The organism is Bacillus sp. NMCC46 (assembly GCF_002998465.1).
Classification (GTDB): Bacteria; Bacillota; Bacilli; order Bacillales; family Bacillaceae; genus Bacillus.
The window spans coordinates 276,193-300,708 of sequence record NZ_PVQZ01000001.1 but is presented as its reverse complement, the minus strand read 5'-3'; the positions used below and the strand labels follow the sequence as shown (position 1 = coordinate 300,708).

The following is a 24,516-nucleotide window of genomic DNA, read 5'->3' as shown; positions in this document are numbered from 1 at the left end:
AATGACGCTTTATTCAAAAAAAGAGATTGTCGAGCGTGCAAGAGAGCTCGCTAAAATGATTTCTGAAACAGAAGAAGTTGATTTCTTCAAGAAAGCAGAAGCGCAAATCAATGAAAATACAAAAATTTCAACGATTATTAATCAAATTAAGGCGCTTCAAAAACAAGCTGTGAATTTAAAGCATTACGGCAAACATGAAGCCTTAAAGCAAGTGGAAGAAAAAATCGATGCCCTGCAAGAAGAACTGGATGAAATCCCGGTGATTCAAGAATTCAAAGAATCACAAGTGGAAGTCAATTCCCTGCTTCAGCTCGTAGCGCATACGATTTCTAATCAAGTAACAGATGAAATCATTCTTTCAACCGGCGGTGACCTCTTATTAGGAGAAACCGGTTCAAAAGTGAAAAACTCATCACCAAGTTGCTCCATTAAATGAGAAAACCCCGCAGATGCGGGGTTTTTTGCTTTGCTACCATCATTTTTTGAAAGAACAGAAGAAATTCACCCTTTCCGTTCTACCTCTTGCTTCGTCACCCCAAAATCTCTCACTCTCCAACTTTTCCAATTTTCAAGGCAAGTTTATGGGCGACCATGCATACACTGAAACAGAAATGAATTTAATTGAACATGAAGTTCAAAATCGTGACACACTAGACGAATGCCCAGCATAAGATAAAACGATCAAGAACAAGGAGGCATGCCGGAATGTCTGAATACAGAGAGATTATTACAAAAGCGGTGGTTGCAAAAGGGAGGAAATTCACCCAAAGCACACACACCATTTCTCCATCGCAAAAACCAACCAGCATCCTAGGTGGTTGGATCATTAATCATAAGTATGATGCTGAAAAGGTCGGTAAAACTGTTGAGATTGAAGGAACCTTTGATATTAACGTATGGTATTCTTACGCTGATAACACAAAAACAGAAGTCGTCACAGAACGGGTGAAATATGTAGACATCATCAAACTGAGATATAAAGATAAAAATTTCCTTGATGATGAGCATGAAGTGATTGCAAAAGTGCTGCAGCAGCCCAATTGCCTAGAAGTGACCATTTCACCAAACGGCAATAAAATTATCGTTCAGGCAGAGCGTGAATTCATTGCTGAAGTGGTAGGAGAAACAAAAATTGTTGTAGAGGTCAATTCAAGCTGGAAAGAAAAAGATGATCACGAGTGGGAAGAAGAGGTGGATGAGGAGTTAGAGGATATTCATCCAGAATTCCTAGCGGGTGATCCAGAAGAATAATTCATGACTAGGGCGCATATCCCCCTAGTTTTTTTGTGCCCTTATCTAGGAGAAAAAAGGTGATTTTTTATGCTATAATGGAAGATGGTATGAATTCGAATGTAGTATAGTGAGGGATTAGAAATATGGCAAGTTATACGCCCATGATACAGCAATATTTAAAGATCAAGGCAGAGTATCAAGATGCCTTTTTATTTTTTCGCTTAGGCGATTTTTATGAGATGTTTTTTGATGACGCAAAAGAAGCGGCACAAGAATTGGAAATTACGTTAACAAGCAGAGATGGCGGGACAATACCAATGTGCGGTGTTCCTTATCATTCTGCTTCTGCATACATAGAACAATTGATTTCAAAAGGCTACAAAGTCGCGATTTGTGAGCAGGTGGAAGATCCTAAAACGGCAAAAGGTGTAGTCAAAAGAGAAGTCGTTCAACTCATTACACCAGGTACGGTGATGGATGGTAAAGGATTAAGTGAAAATGAAAACAACTTCATTGCCTCTGTGACAAAGTTTGAAAATGGATATGGACTTGCACTTTCCGATTTATCTACCGGTGAAAACATGGCGGCGTTCATTGATCGATTAGATGAAGTCGTGTCTGAAATTTATTCTGTCGGTGCAAAAGAAATTGTGGTGTCAAAGCAGCTGGATGAAGAAACAGTCAAGACCTTAAAGGAACGGTGCCAAGCGACCATTTCATACGAAGATAGTGATGATTTGATCGATGAAGCTGAGCGACTCGTGTCCCGCCTGAGCGAGCAACTAAGATCGGCCTTTTTGACATTATATGCCTATTTAAGAAGAACGCAAAAAAGAAGTCTCGATCACCTTCAGCAAGTTCAAGTGTTTGAGCTCGAACAAACAATGAAAATTGATCTTTACTCAAAACGAAATCTTGAATTAACAGAGACGATCCGCTCAAAAAGCAAGAAAGGCTCTTTATTATGGCTGCTAGATGAAACAAAAACAGCGATGGGCGGAAGGCTGCTCAAACAATGGATCGACCGGCCGTTAATTCGCCTTTCGCAAATTAAAGAGCGTCAGGAAATGGTGCAAATTTTGATGGATCATCTCTTTGAACGAGAGGATCTGCGAGAACGGTTAAAGCAAGTATATGATCTCGAACGTTTAGCTGGCCGTGTCGCATTTGGCAACGTGAATGCCCGTGATCTCATTCAGTTAAAAGAATCCTTAAAACAAGTGCCAGCCATTAAAGAGCTTGTGCATTCATTGCCAGAGGAAATGGCGAAATCAAGAGCGAATGATATTGACCCTTGTGATGACTTACTTGATTTATTAGAAGATGCGCTATATGAGAATCCGCCGATGACGTTAAAAGAAGGCAATTTGATTAAAGACGGCTACAATGCAAAATTAGATGAATACCGTGATGCCAGCCGAAATGGGAAGGACTGGATTGCACGGCTTGAACAGCAAGAAAGAGAATACACAGGCATTCGCTCCTTAAAAGTCGGGTTTAATAAAGTGTTCGGTTATTATATCGAAGTGACACGCGCGAATACGCATCTTCTGGAGGAAGGGCGTTATGAAAGAAAACAAACGCTTGCCAATGCAGAGAGGTATATTACACCTGAATTGAAAGAAAAAGAAGCGCTGATTCTTGAGGCAGAATCAAATATAAGCGAACTGGAATATGAACTATTCGCAGCTCTCAGGGAACAAGTGAAAGTCTATATTCCGAGATTACAGCTGCTCGCAAAACAAATGAGTGAGCTGGATGCCCTCCAATGTTTTGCGACTGTCAGTGAAAAGCGCCGTTATATCCGTCCGGAATTCTCAGAGGATGAGGTGGATGTCATAGATGGCCGTCACCCAGTCGTTGAAAAAGTGATGGATCATCAGGAGTATGTGCCAAATGACTGCCATATGGGAAAAGGCCGGCAAACCTTACTCATTACTGGACCGAATATGTCAGGGAAAAGTACGTATATGAGACAAATGGCGCTTATCTCAATTCTTGCGCAAATTGGCTGCTTTGTGCCGGCATCAAAGGCGACCCTTCCGATCTTTGATCAAATCTTTACACGCATTGGTGCGGCAGATGATTTGATTTCTGGTCAGAGTACTTTTATGGTAGAGATGCTTGAAGCAAAAAATGCGATGGTGCATGCAACGAAAAACAGCTTGATCTTATTTGATGAAATTGGACGCGGGACAAGCACTTATGATGGAATGGCTCTTGCGCAGGCAATCATTGAATTTGTTCACGATCATATTGGTGCCAAAACGCTATTTTCTACACATTACCATGAGCTCACAGTCCTGGAGTCTCAATTAAGCGAGCTGAAAAATGTCCATGTACGTGCTGAAGAGCATGAAGGCACGGTCGTTTTCTTACATCAAATCAAAGAGGGGGCAGCTGATAAAAGCTATGGTATTCATGTAGCTCAGCTTGCTGAATTGCCTGATGCCATCATCGATAGGGCCCAGACCATTTTGACGGAGCTTGAGAGCGGTTCACATGAAGTGACCCCGCACGTATCTGCAGCCCCAAAAACAGAAAAGACCGAGGAAAAACAGCAGCTTTCTTTCTTTGAAGTAGAAGAAAAACCGCAAACTAAACCAGTTCTAAAACAGAAAGATCAAGCGGTGATCGAGGAATTAAAGTCATTCAACCTAATGGACATGACCCCGCTCGAAGCGATGACAAAGCTATATGAATTGCAAAAGAAATTATAATATAAGGTGAGGTGAGCAAAATGGCAAAGATTATTCAGTTATCCGATGACCTATCCAATAAAATTGCTGCTGGTGAAGTAGTTGAGCGTCCGGCTTCTGTCGTAAAGGAGCTTATGGAAAATGCAATCGATGCAAGCAGTACAGTCATTGAAATCGATGTAGAAGAAGCAGGTCTTTCCTCTATTAGAATGATTGATAATGGTGTTGGAATCGATGCTGAAGATTGTAAGCTCGCCTTTCAGCGCCATGCAACGAGTAAAATCAAAGATGAAAATGATCTGTTCCGTGTCAGAACGCTCGGCTTCAGGGGAGAGGCGCTGCCAAGTATCGCATCTGTCTCTCATCTAGAAATGAAAACAAGTACTGGTGAAGGAGCTGGAACGCACCTGGTACTGCAAGGCGGAAAGATCATTTCAGAGAAAAAAACTTCTGGCCGCCGCGGTACCGAGATTGTCGTTACCAACTTATTTTACAATACGCCGGCCCGCCTAAAATACATGAAAACCGTTCATACGGAGCTTGGCAATATATCGGATGTCGTCAATCGAATTGCGCTGGCTCACCCAGAAGTATCGATTCGCTTGCGACATCAAGGGAAAGTCCTGCTTCAGACGAATGGAAACGGGGATGTGCGGCATGTGCTTGCGGCCATTTACGGGACAGCTGTTGCGAAAAAAATGGTGCCGCTTCACGTGCAATCACTTGATTTTGAAGTGAAAGGATATATCTCCTTGCCAGAAGTGACAAGGGCATCACGGAATTATATGTCTTCTGTTGTAAACGGCAGATATGTTAAGCATTTTCCGCTCGTGAAAGCGGTCCATGAAGGGTATCACACCCTGCTGCCGATTGGCCGCCATCCGATTACATTTATTGAGATGAAGATGGACCCCATTTTAGTGGATGTGAACGTTCACCCTTCGAAGCTTGAAGTGAGACTAAGTAAAGAGCAGGAACTTCATGAGCTAATCAAACAAGGAATTAAGGAAGTATTTCAAAAGCAGCAACTCATTCCAAGTGCTTCGGTACCAAAGAAAGCACCAATGCCAGCTATCAAAAATGAGCAGCAATCCTTAACCTTTGATGCGAAAAAAATAAACACAAGCGTGTCGGAAACGCCGCTATCCTATCAGCCGGAGCCTCTCGAATCGGTTGTATACGAGACAAGTCAGACGGGTACATATGGGACGCCTGAGCAGGAAAAGACTGAGGCGTCATCACCTGTATTTTATGAAGATGCTCCATCTGAGCGTGTTCAGTTAGAGGAATCCGCCGCTTCACTAGAATATGAAGAGTCGGTACTGAGAGAAGATGTTGCAGAAACCATTTCAGAAAACGAACGTGTTCCAGTCATGTATCCCATCGGGCAAATGCACGGCACATATATTTTGGCTCAAAATGAACGAGGGCTTTATATTATCGATCAGCATGCGGCCCAGGAGCGAATCAAGTATGAGTATTATCGTGAGAAGGTAGGAGAGATCAAGCAGGAAGTGCAAGAAATGCTCGTCCCATTAACATTCCACTACTCGAAAAACGATATGCTGATTATTGAAGAGCATAAAGAGATACTAACGAAAGTGGGCGTCTTCTTAGAGCCTTTCGGTTCAGGAAGCTACATTGTTCGGTCGCATCCGCAGTGGTTTCCAAAAGGGGAAGAGGCTGAACTGATCGAAGAGATTATAGAGCAAGTGCTAGATGAGAAGCGTGTTGATATCAAAAAATTGAGAGAAGAAGCGGCGATCATGATGAGCTGTAAAGGTTCTATCAAAGCAAATCGCCATTTGCGTCATGATGAAATCAAAGCCTTATTAGATGAACTCCGGCAGACAAAGGACCCCTTCACTTGTCCGCACGGCCGGCCGATCATCATTCATCACTCGACATATGAAATGGAAAAAATGTTTAAACGGGTCATGTGATCAAATGAAAAAAAGACAAAGGGCTAAAATAAAAATCATTTTAGCCCTTTGTCACAATCTGAAGCGCTCTTATAAGAGCGCTTTTTTATTTAGCATCCACAAGGATTTGGCGGTGTGACCACAACTGGTCGTGTTTGAATATCAAGGGTGTCCTCTGCATAAAATTTAGAACCAATGCTAAGCGCACGGTTTTCTGCGCGGAACGTGTATGTACCTGCAGCAGGAAGTACTTTATGAGAAAGTTGTAATTTATATTGTGAGATTCCTAATAAATCGATTCTAGCTGGAATGCGGACAGTTTTTCCACTGTTCAAAATGTAGCTGTCTTTTAATGCTTTTCCATTGAAGATGTCTTTTGTTGTCGCTTGAAAGCCTGCAGGCAATGTGAACTCAATGGCACCGATACTTAAAACAGAATTTGGGCGGTATGTCAGCTCAATGTCAGAAAAAGACCATTCCTGCTTACTTGTACCTGTAATTTTTGCATAAAGTTCAGCTGGTCTTGCATTCGTTGATGCTTTGCCTTCCTCCGTTTTGACTCCTTCTGCGGATGCGGCAATCGGTACCGATAGTGCCATGACCAGTGTAAGCATTCCCATCATGATCATTGTCCATGTTTTTTTCATTTCTTCCTTCCCCCTTGTTGAATATAGGTAAATAATAGATGATTACACCCATTATTTACCTACAAGGTTACCATATTCCTATATGGTATTAAATGGTATATTATACCCTTATTTTGTCACTTTGTTTAGTAATAACGGGGGAAAAACGCATTTGGTTGGTTCATTCCATAACCATGGCCTGTCATTTGCTGATTTGGCATCATCATATGCATATCTTGATATCCGTATGGATGATATGGCATCATTCCGTATCCACCATAGTGGCCAAGATGATGGTGATCTTTCATTGGAACATGTGAAAAGGCATCATGCTGATTTGGAAACGGCGAATAGGTTGAATGATGATGCGGATAGTGTCCGCTGTACATATCTTTTTTACCGGTATGATCATGCTTTGGCATATTCATAGGATCCTGCATGTTTGGCGCGACCACATGCTCATGATTGGCTGTATACACATTCTCAAATGTATGATAGGGATTTTCTTGGTGATGATGATTCATTGGGCTATTCATATTGTTCATTTGATATCTCATCCTTTATGTCAGGTTGCCATATCCTATGAGCATGATCCGTTTCATGAGCCTATCCATATGAAAAAAACCGGCTTTTCAGCCGGGAAAACGAAAAGCAGGTGAAAGCGTCAATTGCTAATATGAGAAGCCATGTCTTCTTCTACGACGCTTCTTACAGCTGCTGCAGACACTTTTAGGACAGTAATAGGGATCGTAGCTTCTAGAAGTATCCCAGAAATCGCTCTCAAACCATTTATCTTTTTTATGATGAAACTTTTTTTCTTTACATGGATCCTCATGGCAATGATCGTCATGCTTTTTATAACAGTTTGAGTGGGAATGTTTGCACTTGCACTTGCATTTGCACATTGTCATCCCTCCTAAATGTGACTCAATGCTAGTATATGCAAGAATAAGACAAGGGGACTGGATGATGGCGCTTTTTTTGTAAAAAAAGGCTTTTTCTGAAAAACTCAAATAAAAAGAATTGACTAGTGCTAAAATAACATGATAGAATATAAATTTTTATCCACCGATGAAATGTGTTATAATCATAATGTGAATACTTTCGGAGGTGGCGGATTTGTTTCAAATAGGTGATAAAATTGTTTACCCTATGCATGGTGCCGGTGTGATTGAAGGAATGGAAGAAAAAGAGATTTTAGGTAAGACGGAGGAATATTTTCTGATTCAAATGCCGAATATGCAGATGATGATCCCAAGAGGCAGAATCAATCAACTAGGTATACGTCCGGTAGCAGATCAAGCAACGCTGAAAGTTGTGATGAACAATTTTGCAGAAGAAACAAACGACGACACGCTTACTTGGAAGCAAAGATATGATGAAAATCTGAAAAAGCTAAAAACAGGTGCGATCGAAGATGGTGCAGACGTTGTCAAAGATCTGATGAGACGCAATCAGAAGAAAGCATTAAATTCAAGTGAAAAGAAGATGCTTGAAGATGCACGAGGCATGTTAGTGAGTGAGATTTCTCTTGCACAAGGACTGTCGCAAGATGAAGTCCTTTCAGCTTTAGAGAATGAACTAAGAGTTTAATGATGGATATACAGTAATTGGCTGTAAACAGAAGGGCATACCTTTTGTTTACGGCTTTTTTTGTTTGAAATCAGAAGAATATGTCCATTTTTGTAGGTGATTTTAACTAAAGCTAAAATAAGGTCATACGATGCAGTTTTTATTCAAGCAATGAATGATTCAAAGAAGTCAGAAATACCTAGGGCAGCATAAAAAAACAGGTAAGTTCTCCTGATTCGTTCAAATGAGCCGGACAACCTTTGAATTCTGTTAGCCATTGATAGTAAAATAATGCGATAAGATGACACCTAAGAGAATGAAAAGGAGCGGTGAAATGAAAAGGCTACTGATATGCGGATTCATCTTTCTGATCCTGTGTGCTCTTTTAATGGTGAAATGCAGCCATTCTGTTCAAGAAAAAAAAGAGCAAAAGCAATATCAAGAAGAGGTAGAAAAGTATCAAAAAGAGCGAAAAAAAGGGGATCAATATGAAAGCTTTAAACAGCTTATCCGACATGAAAGAGAAGGCTATGAAATAGAATTTCACGAAAAGGGTGGAAGTGATTTACTCGTCTTTTCTCCTCATGGAGGGGAAATTGAACCAGGAACAAGTGAAATTGTAGAAGCATTTCAAGAAAAGTACTCTACGTATTTGTTTGAAGGAACAAAACAAGACAATAATCGTGATTTGCATATTACAAGCACCAAGTTTGATGAACCGATATTGGTTCAAATGATTAAAACGTATCCCTTCTCCATTTCCATCCACGGCTATAAAAGTGATAAAAGACACACGCTAGTTGGTGGGACAAACGAAAAAATGCAAAGAGCAGTTGTACGAGAATTAAAGGATCGAGGATTTTCTGCAGAAATGGTGCAAGAAGGCGAACGGCTTTCAGGAACAGATCCCAAAAATATTAATAATCGAAATGCGAGTGGTGAAAGTGTTCAGCTAGAAATTAGTACGGCGCAGAGAGAAGCCTTTTTTGACAATTTTGATACGAGAAAAGGAAAGAAAAAAGCATTCAGACGTTATATCAGTGCTTTAAAAGAAGTATTAAGAGAATTTGACCCATCTTCGTAGAAAAACCGTTTTGATGGGCAAAATTACTCCATTTAAACTTGGTAAAAAAGATAGAAATATGCGAAATGAACATAAATTATGTAATAACTTACAATTTGCCTTAAAAACATAAATTATGTAAAATAATAGTTATCAGTTTGATATGATAGAATGGGGCTGAAGTGGATGGCACACAAAATACCATCTTCCGAAGTAGGTGTAAAGATCAATCAATGGTACACGCATATTTGCAAATTTGAAGTCGAACAAGCAAACGATATGAAGCGCCTTGTTGAAGAAGAAATTCATGAGATGGAAGAGGATCAAGATTTACTTCTATATTATTCTCTAATGGATTTTCGCCATCAAATGATGCTTCAGCATTTAACGCCAGTCCATGCAGGGAGTGAAACGCTTCAAGCCGTGTCTTTTTCGAAAGAAATGGAAGATGGAGAAGATGAGATGACAGGCTTGCTCGGCTATTACTTTCATTTTTTCCATGGAATGTATGCGTTTATCCAGCGCCGGTATATCGAGGCTATTTCCTATTACAAGCATGCGGAACATCAACTGATCTTAGTGACAGATGAGATTGAAAAAGCGGAATTTTACTATAAAATCGCTGAAGTATACTATCATATGAAACAAACTTATTTCTCCATGCATTATGCTAAAAAGGCGAGAGACATTTATAAGAAACATCAGCTTTATGGAAAAAGAAGCATTCAATGTGATTTTGTCATGGCAGGTAATTGGATTGATGTGAGTCAGCACCAAAAAGCGCTTCCTTATTTAGAAAAAGCGTTAAAGGTCTGTGAAGTGATGGAACGGCAAGAATGCACATCTTATTTTAAAGCGATGGCTCTTAATAACTTAGGTGCTTGTCATTATAGTATGGGAACGTATCATACAGCGACTGTCTTTTTTGAACAAGCCATTTCCCTTTATCAAAAAGATCAAGCATCCACGATGATCAAATCATTATTTTCACTTGCCCTTACTTGTTTTAAACTCGGAGATATCCAGCGGGCGGGCGAGGCTATACGTAAAGGAATGAAAGAGGCTTGTTTATTGGAAGATGAAATTTATCAGTTGAAATTCCAATTTTTGCAGGCGCTTTATATAGAAAAAGACAGCTGTGAGCAATTAAGGTCGGCCCTTTTTGGTCTGCGAAGCAAAAAAATGTTTGCTGATTTAGAGGAATTAGCACTTGATGCGGCTAATTATTATAAGGAACGCGACATGTACAAGGAATCTTCCACTTTTTTTGAGATTGTGATCGAAGCGCGTACGCACATTCAAAAAGGAGATGAGATGTATGAGAACGAAGCATAACATGTCAGCTGCTCAAGTAGATGAAAGACTTCACACGTAATAACAGACAAACAACACCCTTTACGAATCAACGTAAAGGGCTTTTTTAATTTATTCTTTGATGGCCTTTTCTGCGTCAATGGCACCTGCTCCGTAAATCATCGGGTCATCTCCAGACCACTTGCTTGTATTTTCTTTTAACAGGGTTTTGACATCATCGGGCGTTAAATCTGGTGAATGCTCTAAAAGAAGAGCGCAAATACCAGCACAAATCGGTGTTGCCATAGATGTGCCAGATAACGTCGTGTAATCGTCATCGACTCTGCTTGATTTATCGAGTTTATCTAGAAAGGACCTTGGTGATCTGAGAGAGACGATGTTTACTCCTGGTGCGAGAATATCAGGCTTTGTTTCACCATAAACAGTAGGGCCTCTGCTCGAAAATGGTGCCACGATATCATCGTTTGATTCTGGTGTATTCCGGTCATCAAAAGCGCCAACCGTAATAACTTTTTGACTGACGGCAGGGCTCGCAATCGTTTGGCTGTTAGGACCAGAGTTTCCGGCAGCGACGCATACAACAATGCCTTGATCCCAAGCAGCATTGACAGCGCGCACCATCGGATCGTCTTGTTCGTCATCATAACGCTGGGCATCTCCGCCTAGTGACATACTCATAATATGAATCGGATCATCAGGATGATCTTCATTGAACTGGATGCACCATTCAACCCCTTCTATAATAGTAGAAAGTGATCCAGCCCCTTGTTTATTTAACACTTTCACGCCAATTAAATTAGCTTTTGGAGCAGGTCCTTTGTACAAGCCATCTGAGGCAGCTCCGTCTCCAGCTACATCTCCAGCGCAGTGAGTGCCATGCCCGTTATCATCATAAGGCTTTGTTTTTTGCTTGACTAAATCCACAAAATCGCGAATTCTTCCTTCTAGATCTTCATGCGGATAAATCCCTGTGTCAATGACAGCGACCGTAATACCTTCCCCTGTTAAGGTTGTACCGTTTCGGATGACTTCATCAGTATGACTTGCTTGTGTGGCCACATCCAGAAGTGCATGAACTTTCCGGTCTAAATAAATTTTACGAATATGCTCACCATTCGCTAACAGCTCCTCTAAAGCAGCCGGTGTTAGGTCAGCAGCGCAGCAGTCGATATGTGAAAAGTGCCGTTTAATTTTTGTTTTTCTATTTTTTTTCATGAACTGTTTTGCGCTTTGAATACCTGCTTCGACCGCACCTTCCTTAAATTCAATGATCACACGAAGCTTCTTTCTCTTCTTTAATCTTCCTTCCAAGAAACGATGAAGAAAGCATGGCGTCCATTTAAAAGGTTTATAAAGGTGAAGGACGGTTTCTCTTAAAGGCTGATCCAGTTTACTAGCTTGTGTTCTGACCATTTGCACCATAGAAAATCCAAACATGTAATGCCCTCCATTCTAGCTATCCATTCTTGTACACTATTACGTTATGAGAATGAGAGCTGCTTGGTTCGGATTCATGCCCCTCCTTTTCTTCATATTGGCGGCTGACTGATTTCTCTTTAAAAAGAAAAGCGCTTACATTTTGTAAAATAATAGAAAAAGGTGAAAAACATGTAGAATCTGCCGATGATAGGTGGGAGAGTTCTTCAAAGAGAACCGGTGAAACAATCGATTTTGCAGAAAAAAGGGAGGGATAAACAGGGTCAATGCTCATACAAATGTGACTTGTCACAGAGGAAAAAAATCAAATCCATATAAATACAAGCCGAATTAAAGAAAACAGACTGGATAGAACTAGGCCATTTTAAACATAACTTCATTTGTCTGTCATACTATTCTAACTCTGTTTTCAAAGAGGAGAGGCGTTTCTGTGTATATAAATGCAATTATCTTATTTTTGAGGAATCTCATGATCTAGAGTGTTATGATCAAATTTGAAGAGAAAAAGTGGAAAAAATGAAAAGAAATGATGATTCAATATAAATCATAGAAACGGCTTAGAAATCTGTTAAAGGAGAACGGGAATGAAGAAGTTTTTTGCTTTGCTTCTCCTGCTTGCGATCGGATGGGGCGTTTATTATACAATGCAAGCACAGGAACATGATGAGCCAGTGTCATCAGGTGGGGAAGACGAAAGCGGTTCAAATGATATTTATCGCAATTTTAAAGAACTGGAAGAAAACGAATCAACAAGCAGCTATCAGATTACAGCCAACCCAGTGCCTGGAAGCCGTCTTCTAGTGATGTCACCCCATGGCGGGAGGATTGAAGGCGGCGTGAGCGAGATCGTCCATTTTTTCGATAATGATTTCTCTACGTATTTGTTTGAAGGCTTAAGAGAGAATGCGTCAGAACTTCATATTACAAGCACAAACTTTGATGAGCCAGTCGGCGTCGCGCAGGCAAAAGCACACGATTATATCTTAGCAGTTCATGGATACAAAGGTGAGGAAGGAATTGACCATACTCTCGTTGGCGGAACAGATTACGACCGTGCAGAAAAAATTGTGAACTCATTAGAGCGGAACGGATTTTCTGCTGAACTGGCTGTCGCACACGCAACCCTGAGCGGAACAAGCAATCATAATATTAATAATCTTACAAAAACAGGGCAAAGTGTACAGCTAGAGATTAGTAGAAGTCAGCGTGAAGCTTTATTTGACAGTTTTGACTTTCGGCGGCGATCGAGTACAAAAAACGAGACGTTCTACCGGTATGTCAGGGCGATTCGGACAGTGCTGGATGAGGAATATACATAAAGATGGTGCACATGTTAAGACAAGCAGCGTGAATTCTTGTTACACTATAAAAAGTGATAATAAAAGGAGAGACGAATATGGCGCGTCATCATTTTCATCTTCAGGCGAGCTGGCCTGGTCTGCGTAACGATGTGGGTACAATCTCATGTGAACAGTTAAAAACGAAGATTTCAATTCCAAAAGAAATGGACGGTCCCGGCATTGGAACAAATCCAGATGAGATGCTCTTAGGTGCAGCGGCTACGTGTTATATTATTACACTTGCCGCTATGATGGAGCGGAGCCAATTAGAGAAAGAGGATCTAACGATGAGTTCTGAGGCTGTCGTAGATGTGACCAATGGTGTGTTTACATATGAAAAAATCATTCACCGGCCTGTCATCATCCTCAAACAATCCGCTTCCCCGCAAGATATTGAGCTGGCCCGCAAGCTCGCGCATAAAGCCGAAAGCTCATGTATGATCTCAAGAGCTGTTCAAGGAAATGTGGCCATTTCCTTAGAAGAAACCATTCAAGTTGGCGGGTAAAAACAAAAAAGTCATTTTCTCTTATTAAATGGAGAAAATGACTTTTTTTATGACGTCCATTCGGTTTGATCGATTTGTTCTTTGTTTTCTTCCTTTTGTTTTTTGGACAGGTTCAAGACAATCACGCCGCATATCACAAGTGCAAGGCCGATGAAGCCTTTTATGTGAATGGTTTCGTTAAACAGCACGAGTCCGATAAGAGCAGTGAGTGCTGTTCCAACGCCAGACCATGTCGCATAAGCAGACGAAAGGTCAATGGTTTTAAGTGCCAAACTGAGGAAGGTAAAGGCGCAGCCAAATCCGATCAGGACCCCAATACTCGGCAGCAGTTGCGAAAAACCTTGTGAAAGCTTCAGCATCGTACTGCCAAAAACCTCCGTCAAAATGGCTCCTGTTAAATAGAGCATTCCTTTCATGATCTCTCACATCCTTTATGACATATTTAAAAGTACGACTCCTGAGACAAGCATCGCCATCCCAATGACTGCTTTTTGGTTCAAGGTTTCTTTGAAAAAAAGCACGCCAAAAATAGCCGTGAGGATTGTACCAACCCCAGACCATGTTGCATAAGAAATGCTAAGCGGAATGATATTCAGAGTCAATGACAGCATATAAAAGGCAAGTGTATACCCAGCAACAACGACAGCGCTCGGCTTAAAGCGAGTAAAGCCGTTGGAGAATTTTAACATCACGGCGCCAATCGCTTCTGAAAAAATCGCCACAGCTAGAAAAAGATATCCGAGGATCATTATGATCCCTCCTCTAATAGGTGTAAAATCCGATGAAGTAAAAGGGTTTTTTCCTCTCGGTTCAGCGGTTCAAGCTGAAACATTTCTGAAAACCATATTCCATCACAAGCAAGACGAATCAGCTGGCTCAATGTTGGGTCATTGATTTCATCAGCTGCTTTCGCTTTGAACTCTGCATAAAAATCACGCCAAGGGTTCAATAACACTTCATCAAATGACATAGTAGCAAGCATACTTGTACATAGCTGAGTCGTATTTTGATGATCAAGATCATGTAATGTGGCCGATATATATGCACGGACATAAGGCGCTTTTTCATGCTTGTAAGTTTCTTGATACGTTTCGAGCTGCTGACGAAAGCAAAGAATCGCATGCTCATTCATTTTTTGGATGAGCTCTTCCTTGCTTGCGAAATGATAAAGCAGGCCGGCTTTGGTCATATGTGCATGCTCTGCCACTTGCTGAAGGGTAAGCTGGCTTAATCCTTCTTCTAAGATCGTGCGGGCAGCTGCATCAAAGATTTGCTCTTTTTTGGTTTTAGACATAAAAAAAACACCTACTTTACTGAACGGTCGGTAAAGTAAATGTTAACCCATCAAAAACGAGTGTGTCAATCGATTCATTTGATTTCGCTAAATCGTCATATTTAATAATAAGGGTATGGTCCATATGGCGGGTACGGAGGCGGATAAGGGTACCCATAGCCATAGCCTGGCGCAAGCAGAGACCCAGCAAGCAGACCTCCAGCAAAACCACCTAAAAATGGAGGTCCGAAGAATCCGGGTCTACCATAACCGAATCCAGGTCTCCCAAACCCAAAACCCGGGCGTCCAAAGCCAAAACCAAAAGGTCTTCTCATGTCTTCTTGCATAAATGGCGGTGCATCAAAATAATTCATAAAAAAAGGCTCCTCTCACATAAAATCACTGTAACTGACATCAGTGTATTCGATTGGCCTATATGTGTTTGGGTGAACGCCTATTATAAGGAGGAATGTAAAAAATGGGCCTGTATCCATCTGATTGGGCAAAATGCCCGCCGCATGCTCATGCCTATAAAGCACGAACGGATGTAACAGAAGAGCATTATCATTTAATAGAAGGCATTTCTCAGCCTGTCAATGGAAGTAATACCGATCAGCATACTCATTTCTATCGCGGGATCACCTCTTTTGAGAGAGGGCATTTCCACAGATACTACGGCGTCACAGGGCCGGCAATTCCAAGATTGGATGGTACGCACTATCACGAGATTGAGGAAGTCACGTTTTCTGCCTATAACGATTCTGTCCCCATTCCGTACGGAGGAGTTGTCTATAGTCCGGACGAGGAGCGGCCGACGCATACGCACCGATTAAAAGGGAAGACATATGAAGTGGTCGGAAATGAACCACTCGGCTGGTGATAGGCCGTATATAGGAGAGAAAGAGAAGTTATGCTATACTGTAGGCAGTTTGTAAAAGAGAGTGATGTTATGAAAAAAACGAAACAACCAGTGATTGTATTAGTAGGACCGACGGCTGTCGGGAAAACAAAACTGAGCATTCATATAGCAAAAGCATTTAATGGAGAAATTATCAGTGGTGATTCTATGCAGATTTATAAAGGAATGGACATTGGAACAGCTAAAATCACCCCTGAAGAAATGGATGGTGTCCCGCATCACTTAATTGATATTAAAGAGCCGGACGAATCCTTTTCTACAGCTGAATTTCAGCAGCTGGTCCGTGTGAAAATCAAAGAGATTGCCGCTAGAGGGAAAACACCAATGATCGTCGGCGGAACAGGTTTGTATATCCAATCTGTTTTATATGATTACACATTTACCGATGAGAAAAGTGATCCTGCTTTTAGAGAAGAAATGGCGCTGTTTGAACAGCAGCATGGCCCCCTTCAGCTGCACGAAAAGCTAAAGGCATTAGACCCTGATGCTGCAAAAGCCATTCATCCGAATAATGTCCGCCGCGTGATCCGGGCGCTGGAAGTGATCCATACAACAGGTCAGAAAATGTCGGAGATGCAAAGTGGTCATCAAGAAGTTCCTCTTTATGATACAGCCTTCATTGGGCTGAAAATGGATCGAGAGCTTTTGTACGAGCGCATTCACCAAAGAATTGATATGATGATAGATGAAGGTTTAATTGAGGAAGTGAGCGCACTTTATCAATCTGGCTTGAAGGATTGTCAATCGGTTCAAGCGATTGGTTATAAAGAGCTGTATGCGTATTTTCAAGGTGACTGCTCACTTGATGAAGCTATCCAGCAATTAAAGCAAAATTCCCGCAGATATGCGAAGCGTCAGTTCACGTGGTTCCGTAATAAAATGGATGTCACTTGGTTCGACATGACACCGCCTTGCCACTTTTCAGACAAAAAAGAGGAAATTTTCGCATATATAGCAGGAAAGCTTGGACTTAAAGCGAAACTGTAGTTATCAGAATCAAGGAGGACGAAACATGAAACCGATTAATATTCAGGACCAATTTTTGAATCAAATTCGTAAAGACAATACCTTTGTCACAGTATTCTTACTGAATGGCTTTCAGCTTCGCGGTCAAGTGAAAGGATTTGACAATTTCACGGTGCTGCTTGAAACAGAAGGGAAGCAGCAGCTTATTTATAAACACGCCATTTCTACATTTGCACCTCAAAAGAATGTGAATCTAGAATTAGAATAGGATAGTTCCACCTAATAGCCCCATGCATCTGCGAATAAACCGGCCGGAACCCGCTACGTTTTTTGTCAGTGCAGAGGGGCTATTTTGCATGCCATGAAACTTTTCTGCCTATTCTGCGTATAATCCCTTATTGGATATGGAGAAAGGTGAGGGAAGCGATATGGAAAACGCAGAGCTTGAATTAAGAAGGATTAGGGTGATCCTTCTACTAATTGGGATTGTTGTCTTATTTGGATCGTGCGCCATTTCAAACATTGAATCCAGGCAGGAAAGCTGGCATAACTATTCTAATCAAGATGATCATGGACATATAGAAGGTCTTTTACAATCAGCTGTTGCTCTAAAAAATAATCACTTTGCTGTTGTGAAAGATGATGAAGTACATGTGTACCGGTTTGACGAAAAAGAGGGAGAACTGACTCTTATTAAAACAAAATACATAGATGAGTGGGACGAAGATTATGATGATGATGACGATTCTGTAGAAGAGTAAGCACGTGAATTTACAAATGAATGTGAAGTCGCTACACTATAATCATGCATCAGACATCTAGACAGAAAAGGATGAGTTCATGACACACAAAATTAAAATTAATCATTGGGAACAAACTTGTGAAGACGACTCCTGTTTCGAATATGGAACAAGCGTTTCTGTAAATGGGAAAGAATTAGTCAGAGAAGCTTCAATCGTCTCTGCGCTTGAAGCGGTGCTAAAAGAATTAGGTGTTGAAGTGGAAATTACAGAAGTGTCAGAAGATTTACAGTGCGATGCCTACAAAAAATAAAACAAAAAGTCTAGTCTACTAAGCGATTTTTTTTCGTGTTATGATAGATTTCGGTTTCAGTTGAATAGGGAGTAGAGCAGTCTATTTTTAGATCCTGTTCTGCTCTATTTATTTGAACGTACGAGTTCGGCTATGAATGTTCGGCCGGGTTGGTTGATTTTTTTCGTTTTGAACATCTATATGTTGTGTTTTGAAAAAACATAGTATACTATATATAGTGAATAACGAAATGATCAACAATACTAAAAACTAGGTCGTGATGGAATTGATTCAAATCGTATTTGATTCAAAAACAGGAAATGTTCAACGCTTTTTGGACAAGACCCCTTTTACAGACAAACGAAAATTGACTGGAGAAGAGTTTTTGGATACGCCGTTTATTCTCGTCACCTTTACGACAGGATTTGGACAAGTCCCTAGTACCACTCAATCCTTTTTAGAGAAAAATGCCCACCTTTTACTAGGTGTTGCGGTGAGTGGAAACAAAGTGTGGGGAGATAATTTTGCCAAAAGCGCCGATACGATTTCTAAACAATATCAAGTTCCTATTTTGCACACCTTTGAACTAAGCGGAACAAAAAGGGATGTTGAATTGTTTACACAGGAGGTAGAAAGAATTGTCACAAAATCAGGTTCCAAAGTGGATACAATTAAATAACGAGATTATGATTCAAAAAGAAGGAAAGTTTCAGTTTGATAAGGACAAAGAAGCTGTACATAGTTATTTCGTAGATTATATTAATCAAAACACGGTCTTCTTTCACAACTTAGAAGAGAAGATTGATTACTTAATAGAAAACGACTACTATGAGGAAGAATTTTTAAGACAATACAGCATGGCAGATATTAAAGAAGTATTCGAAGCTGCATATGCGAAGAAATTTAGATTCCCATCATTCATGAGTGCGTTTAAGTTTTACAACGACTATGCACTGAAAACAAATGATAAAAAGAAAATCCTTGAACGCTATGAAGACCGCATTTCAGTTGTAGCGCTTTTCTTTGCGGGCGGAGATAAAGAAAAAGCCCTTGAGTTTGTAGAACTGATGATCAATCAGGAGTACCAGCCAAGTACACCAACATTCTTAAACGCTGGACGTAAAAGACGCGGTGAGCTTGTGAGCTGTTTCTTGCTTGAAGTGAATGACTCATTAAACGATATTTCAAGAGCGATTGATATTTCAATGCAGCTTTCAAAACTAGGCGGCGGCGTCAGTTTGAACCTGTCAAAACTTCGTGCAAAAGGCGAAGCAATCAAAGATGTTGAAAACGCGACAAAAGGTGTCGTCGGCGTGATGAAGCTTCTTGATAATGCATTCAGATATGCAGATCAAATGGGACAAAGACAAGGATCAGGCAGTGCCTACCTCAATATTTTCCACAGAGATATCAATGATTTCTTAGATACAAAAAAAATCTCTGCTGATGAAGATGTTCGTGTGAAAACATTGTCCATCGGTGTTGTCATCCCGGACAAATTTATCGAGCTGGCAAGAGAAGATAAAACAGCTTACACCTTCTATCCACACACAGTCTATAAAGAATATGGACAGCATCTTGATGAGATGGACATGGAAGAAATGTATGATGAGCTTGTAGAAAACCCGAAAGTCAAAAAAGAAAAAGTCAATCCGAGAAAGCTTCTTGAAAAATTGGCTGTTCTTCGCTCAGAATCAGGCTATCCATATATCATGTTCCAAGATAATGTGAATAGAGAGCATGCATTAAACCATATTTCACGAGTGAAATTCTCAAACCTATGCTCAGAAGTGCTTCAGGCTTCAGAGGTCTCTTCTTACACGGACTATGATCAAGAAGATGAAATCGGTCTTGATATTTCTTGTAATCTTGGTTCATTAAATATCATGAATGTCATGAAAAACAAATCGATCGAAAAAACGGTCAAACTTGCAACAGACTCACTAACACTTGTGTCTGAAACAACAGACATTCGCAATGCACCGGCTGTTCGAAAAGCGAACAAAGCGATGAAATCAATCGGACTTGGCGCGATGAACCTTCACGGGTATTTGGCTCAAAACCAAATTGCCTATGAAAGTGAAGAAGCAAGAGATTTCGCGAATACTTTCTTTATGATGGTGAACTATTATTCAATTAAACGCTCAAGTGAGCTTGCAAAAGAAAAAGGAGAAACATTCCATCGTTATGAAGGCTCTGGCTATGCAACGGGTGAGTACTTCAATAAATACGTGGAGAATGATTTCACACCAAAAACAGAAAAAGCAGCAGCACTATTTGAAGGCATGCACATTCCAACAAAAGAAGACTGGGCAGCACTCAAAGACTTTGTAGCGGAAAATGGCATGTACCATAGCTACCGCTTATGTATTGCACCAACAGGTTCCATTTCTTATGTGCAATCGGCCACAGCCTCTGTTATGCCAATTATGGAACGTATCGAAGAAAGAACATACGGCAACAGCAAAACCTATTACCCAATGCCAGGTCTTTCAGCGCAGAACTGGTTCTTCTATAAAGAAGCGTACGATATGGACATGTTTAAAGTGGTCGATATGATCGCAACGATTCAGCAGCACGTCGATCAAGGAATCAGCTTTACACTATTCCTGAAAGATACGATGACAACGCGTGACTTAAACCGTATCGATCTGTATGCACACCATAAAGGCATTAAGACACTTTATTATGCAAGAACGAAGGATACAGGGCAGGAAGGCTGTCTTTCTTGTGTTGTTTGATTAAAGGAGAGTTTAACGTGACAAAAATTTATGATGCAGCCAACTGGTCAAAACACGAAGACGATTTTACACAAATGTTTTACAACCAAAATGTGAAGCAGTTCTGGCTTCCTGAAGAGATTTCCTTAAACGGGGATCTCTTAACATGGAAATATTTAGGTGAAAAAGAGCGAGATACGTACATGAAGGTACTTGCTGGCCTGACTTTACTTGATACAGAACAAGGAAATACAGGGATGCCGATTGTGGCTGAACATGTAGACGGCCATCAGCGTAAAGCTGTATTAAACTTTATGGCGATGATGGAAAATGCGGTACATGCAAAATCATACTCAAATATCTTCATGACCCTCGCACCAACTGAAACGATCAGTGAAGTGTTTGAATGGGTCAAGAAAAATAAATTCTTGCAAAAGAAAGCAGATATGATTGTCAGTTTATACCGTTCGATTCAAAAGGACGATCCGATTTCCCTCTTTAAAGCAATGGTTGCTTCTGTTTATTTAGAAAGCTTCCTATTTTACAGTGGTTTTTACTACCCGCTTTATTTCTATGGACAAGGAAAGCTCATGCAAAGTGGTGAAATCATCAACTTGATTTTGCGTGATGAAGCGATTCACGGTGTGTACGTTGGATTATTAGCGCAAGAAATTTACAACAAACAAACACCTGAAGTGCAAAAAGAGCTGTATGATTTCTCTATTGACCTCTTGAACGAGCTTTATGAAAATGAACTTCATTACACGGAAGATATATATGACCAAGTCAATTTATCACATGATGTGAAAAAGTTCATTCGTTACAATGCCAATAAAGCGTTAATGAACCTTGGATTTGCCCCTTACTTTGAAGAAGAAGAGATCAACCCAATTGTATTGAACGGACTCAATACAAAAACAAAGTCGCATGACTTCTTCTCAATGAAAGGGAACGGCTACAAAAAAGCAACTGTAGAGCCGTTAAAAGATGACGACTTCTTCTTTGGAGATGAATCATAAGTAAGGCGTAAAAGTCAAAACGCATCACTCGTTTTGGCTTTTTGCCATTTCATACAATGCGTTACATACTGGAGGTTACCGAGCATGGGAAAAATGGATGAAATCATACTAGTTGCACCGCGCACACGCGTGTTCCAAAACGAAACGATTGCGTTTAATGGTGTGAATAGTGAAGAGAAAACAATCAACACCATTATGAAAGAAATCGAAGAGCACTTCGAGCAGATGCGCAGAGGCGATGCGGAAGAAAATCCTGACTTCAAGCAGCCGATTCCTTATGTCGTGATTAAGCGTGAGGACGAAGTGTATGTATATGAAAGGCTTCAAGGCGGGGGAGAGACTCGATTGCATCATAAGTTGTCTCTTGGCTTTGGTGGTCACATGAATTTCATCGAAGGGAAAAACTTTGTTGAAATTCTAAAAGAAAATACGGATCGTGAGCTGGACGAGGAACTTTCTATTCAAGAAGAAGACAAGCTTGAGATGAAAACCCTTGGTTTAATTAATGATGATGACAACAGTGTCGGCCGTGTGCACATTGGCCTGTTATCAGCACTTGAATTAGCGCCGGGTGCTCATGTAGAAGTGAAAGAAACAGATCAAATCTCAGGAAAATGGATGAAAGCATCCGATTTGAAAAAGCCCGAATACTTCGATCGACTTGAAACATGGTCTCAATTTGTCGTGAACATTTTAGCATAAAAGAATCAATCATAAACCGGCTCAGCAGCAGACTTGAGCCGGTTTATTTCGTTATAACAGCTTCAGTTATTGGAAAACGAATGCGTCGTGACCGGCCTGCTTTAGTCTTGCGACGAGGTCATCCGCATTTTGTTTTGTGCGGAAAGCCCCAGCTTGCACTCGGAACATACCTCCCTCTAATACAACGAAGGCGTCAAAGCCTTTGGATTTAAGTGTGGCTGCTAATTCATCCGCATTGGCTTTCACCTTGAAAGCCCCAGCCTGTACTTTATAAAGATTACCTGCTTTTTTTTTCAGCTGAAAGGCTTTCTCTAATCCAGTGGCATGAGCGCGAGCGATGCCTTGAAGGAAGGTCGCATTGCGGAGCTTATTTGCATCAGCTGTCGTATCGATGAAACCATTCTCTGTTAAAATAGCGGGCATAGAAGTTTCTCGAAGAACGTGGAAGTTCGCTGTTTTCTTGCCGCGGTTGGCAAAATCCACCGAGCGAACAATTTCATCATGAAGGGCATTGCGATACGTGGTGGTCGGTGCTGAAACGCCAGGATACACAAAGCTTTCAAAACCTGTGCCCCCGCCTGCATTAATATGAATAGACACGAAATAGTCAGCTCCCCAGCTGTTTGCCGCATTTGTACGCTGGGCCAAAGTGACGGACTGGTCAATTGAACGACTTAAGCGGACAGAAACGTCATCATAATCACTAATCAACATATCTCTCAGTAAAATCGCGATTTGCAGTGTTATATTTTTCTCCAAAAGTCCATTTGCAGCAGCTCCAGAATCTGTTCCTCCGTGGCCAGGATCAATAAAAATTTTCACCATCTATTCATCACCTCGTCTTTATTTTATGAGAAAATAGAAGAATTGCCTGTACAATATGCGGAAATCATTGAGACTCTTTTCTGCACAATTTGTGATGAGAAAGCTACATTTTTCTAAGAAAAAACAAATTGTTGGTTTGTCCGCCTAAATTGGATGAATACAATGGAAATAGCACATCATTTCCTGGGAAACCGCAGAAATCCCTACAATATTCGGTATCTCGGGTCATTTTGACAGCAAACTTGGGCTTAAGCGGGCGATTGTCACGATTACAGCTCCACCCGAATAGAATAAAGAGAGAAGAGCGAGAGGTGAATACGTTGGAGCGAGCTGTCACATATAAAAACAACGGCCAAATCAATATTATACTTAACGGACAAAAGCAAGTATTGGTTGATGCAGATTCAGAGGCAGAATACTTAGAAGCCTTGCAGAAAAATGAGGCAAAGCACAGCATCTTACGGGAAATAGAGCGTGAAATGAACAGCCTTGTCGGTATGGATGAAATGAAACGAAACATAAAAGAGATTTATGCTTGGATCTTTGTCAATCAAAAAAGGCAGGAACAAGGGTTAAAGGTAGGCAAACAAGCGCTTCATATGATGTTCAAAGGGAATCCAGGCACAGGGAAAACAACGGTTGCAAGACTTGTCGGGAAGCTTTTCTTTGAAATGAATGTCCTCTCAAAGGGGCACTTAATTGAAGCGGAACGCGGAGATCTTGTCGGAGAGTACATTGGTCATACTGCGCAAAAAACAAGGGAGTTAATTAAAAAATCACTAGGCGGCATTTTGTTCATCGACGAAGCCTATTCTCTTGCCCGCGGAGGCGAAAAGGATTTTGGGAAAGAAGCGATTGATACCCTAGTAAAACATATGGAGGACAAACAGCACGAATTCATTCTCATTCTTGCTGGCTACTCTAAGGAAATGGATCATTTTCTATCATTAAACCCTGGGCTGCAATCCAGATTTCCAATCAATATCAGCTTTCCTGATTATACCGTCGATCAGCTCATGGACATTGCCAAACGAATGATGGCTGACAGAGAATATATATTTACCCAAGAAGCTGAATGGAAGCTGCGAGATTACTTAATGCACATTAAAAGCACCACGAGTCCTGCAAAATTCAGCAACGGCCGCTTTGTGCGAAACACGATTGAAAAGGCCATTCGAACCCAAGCGATGAGACTCCTGCTTGTGGATCATTATGATAAAAAAGATTTGCTCACGATTAAAAGTCACGATCTGCAAATGAAAGAGGATACGCCTACTTAAAATGGCGTATCCTTTTTATAAAGAGATACTAAAATAAACCAGCCGAATAGTGGTATACGTGTGATGTG

General features: G+C 40.8%; 27 protein-coding genes. 19 read left to right on the top strand and 8 right to left on the bottom strand.

What is annotated here, in order from left to right:
• Position 1: 1 nt before the first annotated feature.
• From ricA to mutL, 4 genes are all read left to right on the top strand, one after another.
• Positions 2-436 carry a regulatory iron-sulfur-containing complex subunit RicA gene (gene ricA, locus C6Y01_RS01550; protein ID WP_003211238.1) on the top strand — a complete coding sequence of 145 codons (435 nt, stop codon included), beginning with the start codon at positions 2-4 and terminating at the stop codon, positions 434-436.
• Positions 437-705: 269 nt separating this feature from the next.
• A complete protein-coding gene (gene cotE, locus C6Y01_RS01545) occupies positions 706-1,251 on the top strand; it encodes an outer spore coat protein CotE (RefSeq protein ID WP_003212450.1) in 546 nt (181 codons plus the stop codon).
• 125 nt (positions 1,252-1,376) lie between these two features.
• Entirely contained in the window at positions 1,377-3,953 is a 2,577-nt protein-coding gene (gene mutS, locus C6Y01_RS01540) for a DNA mismatch repair protein MutS (RefSeq protein WP_106037750.1), read from the top strand.
• A gap of 20 nt (positions 3,954-3,973) precedes the next feature.
• Positions 3,974-5,875 carry a DNA mismatch repair endonuclease MutL gene (gene mutL, locus C6Y01_RS01535; RefSeq protein WP_034662188.1) on the top strand — a complete coding sequence of 634 codons (1,902 nt, stop codon included), beginning with the start codon at positions 3,974-3,976 and terminating at the stop codon, positions 5,873-5,875.
• Positions 5,876-5,964: 89 nt separating this feature from the next.
• Here the strand turns inward: mutL and bslA are convergent, their stop codons facing one another.
• Both bslA and C6Y01_RS01525 read right to left on the bottom strand, forming a co-directional pair.
• Positions 5,965-6,501: a biofilm surface layer hydrophobin BslA gene (gene bslA / locus C6Y01_RS01530; protein ID WP_034662185.1), complete on the bottom strand. Its 537-nt coding sequence runs from the start codon at positions 6,499-6,501 to the stop codon at positions 5,965-5,967.
• Positions 6,502-6,626: 125 nt separating this feature from the next.
• On the bottom strand, positions 6,627-7,025 hold the full coding sequence (locus C6Y01_RS01525; RefSeq protein WP_034662180.1) for a hypothetical protein: 399 nt from the start codon (positions 7,023-7,025) through the stop codon (positions 6,627-6,629).
• Between the two features lie 574 nt (positions 7,026-7,599).
• On the opposite strand from C6Y01_RS01525, the gene C6Y01_RS01515 reads away from it, so the two are divergent.
• The 3 genes from C6Y01_RS01515 to C6Y01_RS01505 all read left to right on the top strand — a co-directional run bounded on the left by C6Y01_RS01515 (position 7,600) and on the right by C6Y01_RS01505 (position 10,450).
• Entirely contained in the window at positions 7,600-8,073 is a 474-nt protein-coding gene (locus tag C6Y01_RS01515; protein ID WP_034662177.1) for a CarD family transcriptional regulator, read from the top strand.
• Positions 8,074-8,386: 313 nt separating this feature from the next.
• Positions 8,387-9,136, top strand: coding sequence for a poly-gamma-glutamate hydrolase family protein (locus tag C6Y01_RS01510; protein ID WP_034662173.1), 750 nt, complete (start codon positions 8,387-8,389; stop codon positions 9,134-9,136).
• 165 nt (positions 9,137-9,301) lie between these two features.
• Positions 9,302-10,450: a Rap family tetratricopeptide repeat protein gene (locus tag C6Y01_RS01505; RefSeq protein WP_106037749.1), complete on the top strand. Its 1,149-nt coding sequence runs from the start codon at positions 9,302-9,304 to the stop codon at positions 10,448-10,450.
• A gap of 90 nt (positions 10,451-10,540) precedes the next feature.
• Here the strand turns inward: C6Y01_RS01505 and aprX are convergent, their stop codons facing one another.
• Entirely contained in the window at positions 10,541-11,866 is a 1,326-nt protein-coding gene (gene aprX, locus C6Y01_RS01500) for a serine protease AprX (RefSeq protein WP_034662171.1), read from the bottom strand.
• 584 nt (positions 11,867-12,450) lie between these two features.
• Between aprX and C6Y01_RS01495 the strand changes: the two genes are divergently transcribed.
• On the top strand, positions 12,451-13,185 hold the full coding sequence (locus C6Y01_RS01495) for a poly-gamma-glutamate hydrolase family protein (protein WP_034662166.1): 735 nt from the start codon (positions 12,451-12,453) through the stop codon (positions 13,183-13,185).
• 77 nt (positions 13,186-13,262) lie between these two features.
• Positions 13,263-13,712: an OsmC family protein gene (locus tag C6Y01_RS01490; RefSeq protein WP_034662163.1), complete on the top strand. Its 450-nt coding sequence runs from the start codon at positions 13,263-13,265 to the stop codon at positions 13,710-13,712.
• Between the two features lie 47 nt (positions 13,713-13,759).
• Here the strand turns inward: C6Y01_RS01490 and erbB are convergent, their stop codons facing one another.
• From erbB to C6Y01_RS01470, 4 genes are all read right to left on the bottom strand, one after another.
• The gene (gene erbB, locus C6Y01_RS01485; protein WP_034662159.1) at positions 13,760-14,128 is read right to left on the bottom strand and encodes an SMR family multidrug efflux transporter EbrB; all 369 of its coding nucleotides are present in this window, start codon (positions 14,126-14,128) and stop codon (positions 13,760-13,762) included.
• A gap of 15 nt (positions 14,129-14,143) precedes the next feature.
• Positions 14,144-14,461 (bottom strand): SMR family multidrug efflux transporter EbrA, encoded by a 318-nt coding sequence (erbA, locus tag C6Y01_RS01480; RefSeq protein ID WP_106037748.1) that lies wholly within the window; start codon positions 14,459-14,461, stop codon positions 14,144-14,146.
• A complete protein-coding gene (locus C6Y01_RS01475; protein WP_095285193.1) occupies positions 14,461-15,006 on the bottom strand; it encodes a TetR/AcrR family transcriptional regulator in 546 nt (181 codons plus the stop codon). Before C6Y01_RS01475 ends, erbA begins: the two co-directional genes overlap by 1 nt.
• 101 nt (positions 15,007-15,107) lie before the next feature.
• Entirely contained in the window at positions 15,108-15,359 is a 252-nt protein-coding gene (locus tag C6Y01_RS01470; RefSeq protein ID WP_012010040.1) for a hypothetical protein, read from the bottom strand.
• 104 nt (positions 15,360-15,463) lie between these two features.
• On the opposite strand from C6Y01_RS01470, the gene C6Y01_RS01465 reads away from it, so the two are divergent.
• From C6Y01_RS01465 to C6Y01_RS01425, 9 genes are all read left to right on the top strand, one after another.
• Positions 15,464-15,865: a YmaF family protein gene (locus tag C6Y01_RS01465; RefSeq protein ID WP_095285194.1), complete on the top strand. Its 402-nt coding sequence runs from the start codon at positions 15,464-15,466 to the stop codon at positions 15,863-15,865.
• A gap of 69 nt (positions 15,866-15,934) precedes the next feature.
• Positions 15,935-16,891, top strand: a complete 957-nt coding sequence (miaA, locus tag C6Y01_RS01460) for a tRNA (adenosine(37)-N6)-dimethylallyltransferase MiaA (RefSeq protein WP_034662145.1) — start codon at positions 15,935-15,937, stop codon at positions 16,889-16,891.
• A gap of 25 nt (positions 16,892-16,916) precedes the next feature.
• A complete protein-coding gene (gene hfq / locus C6Y01_RS01455) occupies positions 16,917-17,138 on the top strand; it encodes an RNA chaperone Hfq (RefSeq protein WP_003211269.1) in 222 nt (73 codons plus the stop codon).
• Between the two features lie 160 nt (positions 17,139-17,298).
• Positions 17,299-17,631, top strand: a complete 333-nt coding sequence (locus C6Y01_RS01450; protein ID WP_034662143.1) for a YmzC family protein — start codon at positions 17,299-17,301, stop codon at positions 17,629-17,631.
• A 79-nt stretch (positions 17,632-17,710) separates the two neighbouring features.
• Positions 17,711-17,923, top strand: coding sequence for a hypothetical protein (locus C6Y01_RS01445; protein WP_003212415.1), 213 nt, complete (start codon positions 17,711-17,713; stop codon positions 17,921-17,923).
• A 265-nt stretch (positions 17,924-18,188) separates the two neighbouring features.
• Positions 18,189-18,581 (top strand): class Ib ribonucleoside-diphosphate reductase assembly flavoprotein NrdI, encoded by a 393-nt coding sequence (gene nrdI / locus C6Y01_RS01440; RefSeq protein ID WP_008360380.1) that lies wholly within the window; start codon positions 18,189-18,191, stop codon positions 18,579-18,581.
• Positions 18,541-20,643 (top strand): class 1b ribonucleoside-diphosphate reductase subunit alpha, encoded by a 2,103-nt coding sequence (gene nrdE, locus C6Y01_RS01435; RefSeq protein ID WP_034662140.1) that lies wholly within the window; start codon positions 18,541-18,543, stop codon positions 20,641-20,643. Before nrdI ends, nrdE begins: the two co-directional genes overlap by 41 nt.
• 17 nt (positions 20,644-20,660) lie before the next feature.
• Positions 20,661-21,641 (top strand): class 1b ribonucleoside-diphosphate reductase subunit beta, encoded by a 981-nt coding sequence (gene nrdF / locus C6Y01_RS01430; RefSeq protein WP_034662137.1) that lies wholly within the window; start codon positions 20,661-20,663, stop codon positions 21,639-21,641.
• An 84-nt stretch (positions 21,642-21,725) separates the two neighbouring features.
• Positions 21,726-22,343 (top strand): hypothetical protein, encoded by a 618-nt coding sequence (locus C6Y01_RS01425; protein WP_106037747.1) that lies wholly within the window; start codon positions 21,726-21,728, stop codon positions 22,341-22,343.
• 66 nt (positions 22,344-22,409) lie between these two features.
• On the opposite strand, the gene C6Y01_RS01420 is transcribed toward C6Y01_RS01425, so the two are convergent.
• Entirely contained in the window at positions 22,410-23,168 is a 759-nt protein-coding gene (locus C6Y01_RS01420; protein ID WP_034662131.1) for an N-acetylmuramoyl-L-alanine amidase, read from the bottom strand.
• A 320-nt stretch (positions 23,169-23,488) separates the two neighbouring features.
• On the opposite strand from C6Y01_RS01420, the gene spoVK reads away from it, so the two are divergent.
• Positions 23,489-24,448, top strand: coding sequence for a stage V sporulation protein K (spoVK, locus tag C6Y01_RS01415; protein WP_034662129.1), 960 nt, complete (start codon positions 23,489-23,491; stop codon positions 24,446-24,448).
• Positions 24,449-24,516: the final 68 nt, after the last annotated feature.

Coding starts and splice junctions, on each gene's coding strand:
- ricA (WP_003211238.1), top strand. CDS start 2: ATGACGCTTTATTCAAAAAAAGAGATTGTCGAGCGTGCAAGAGAGCTC.
- cotE (WP_003212450.1), top strand. CDS start 706: ATGTCTGAATACAGAGAGATTATTACAAAAGCGGTGGTTGCAAAAGGG.
- mutS (WP_106037750.1), top strand. CDS start 1,377: ATGGCAAGTTATACGCCCATGATACAGCAATATTTAAAGATCAAGGCA.
- mutL (WP_034662188.1), top strand. CDS start 3,974: ATGGCAAAGATTATTCAGTTATCCGATGACCTATCCAATAAAATTGCT.
- bslA (WP_034662185.1), bottom strand. CDS start 6,501: ATGAAAAAAACATGGACAATGATCATGATGGGAATGCTTACACTGGTC.
- C6Y01_RS01525 (WP_034662180.1), bottom strand. CDS start 7,025: ATGAACAATATGAATAGCCCAATGAATCATCATCACCAAGAAAATCCC.
- C6Y01_RS01510 (WP_034662173.1), top strand. CDS start 8,387: ATGAAAAGGCTACTGATATGCGGATTCATCTTTCTGATCCTGTGTGCT.
- C6Y01_RS01505 (WP_106037749.1), top strand. CDS start 9,302: ATGGCACACAAAATACCATCTTCCGAAGTAGGTGTAAAGATCAATCAA.
- aprX (WP_034662171.1), bottom strand. CDS start 11,866: ATGTTTGGATTTTCTATGGTGCAAATGGTCAGAACACAAGCTAGTAAA.
- C6Y01_RS01495 (WP_034662166.1), top strand. CDS start 12,451: ATGAAGAAGTTTTTTGCTTTGCTTCTCCTGCTTGCGATCGGATGGGGC.
- C6Y01_RS01490 (WP_034662163.1), top strand. CDS start 13,263: ATGGCGCGTCATCATTTTCATCTTCAGGCGAGCTGGCCTGGTCTGCGT.
- erbB (WP_034662159.1), bottom strand. CDS start 14,128: ATGAAAGGAATGCTCTATTTAACAGGAGCCATTTTGACGGAGGTTTTT.
- erbA (WP_106037748.1), bottom strand. CDS start 14,461: ATGATCCTCGGATATCTTTTTCTAGCTGTGGCGATTTTTTCAGAAGCG.
- C6Y01_RS01475 (WP_095285193.1), bottom strand. CDS start 15,006: ATGTCTAAAACCAAAAAAGAGCAAATCTTTGATGCAGCTGCCCGCACG.
- C6Y01_RS01470 (WP_012010040.1), bottom strand. CDS start 15,359: ATGAATTATTTTGATGCACCGCCATTTATGCAAGAAGACATGAGAAGA.
- C6Y01_RS01465 (WP_095285194.1), top strand. CDS start 15,464: ATGGGCCTGTATCCATCTGATTGGGCAAAATGCCCGCCGCATGCTCAT.
- miaA (WP_034662145.1), top strand. CDS start 15,935: ATGAAAAAAACGAAACAACCAGTGATTGTATTAGTAGGACCGACGGCT.
- hfq (WP_003211269.1), top strand. CDS start 16,917: ATGAAACCGATTAATATTCAGGACCAATTTTTGAATCAAATTCGTAAA.
- C6Y01_RS01450 (WP_034662143.1), top strand. CDS start 17,299: ATGGAAAACGCAGAGCTTGAATTAAGAAGGATTAGGGTGATCCTTCTA.
- C6Y01_RS01445 (WP_003212415.1), top strand. CDS start 17,711: ATGACACACAAAATTAAAATTAATCATTGGGAACAAACTTGTGAAGAC.
- C6Y01_RS01425 (WP_106037747.1), top strand. CDS start 21,726: ATGGGAAAAATGGATGAAATCATACTAGTTGCACCGCGCACACGCGTG.
- C6Y01_RS01420 (WP_034662131.1), bottom strand. CDS start 23,168: ATGGTGAAAATTTTTATTGATCCTGGCCACGGAGGAACAGATTCTGGA.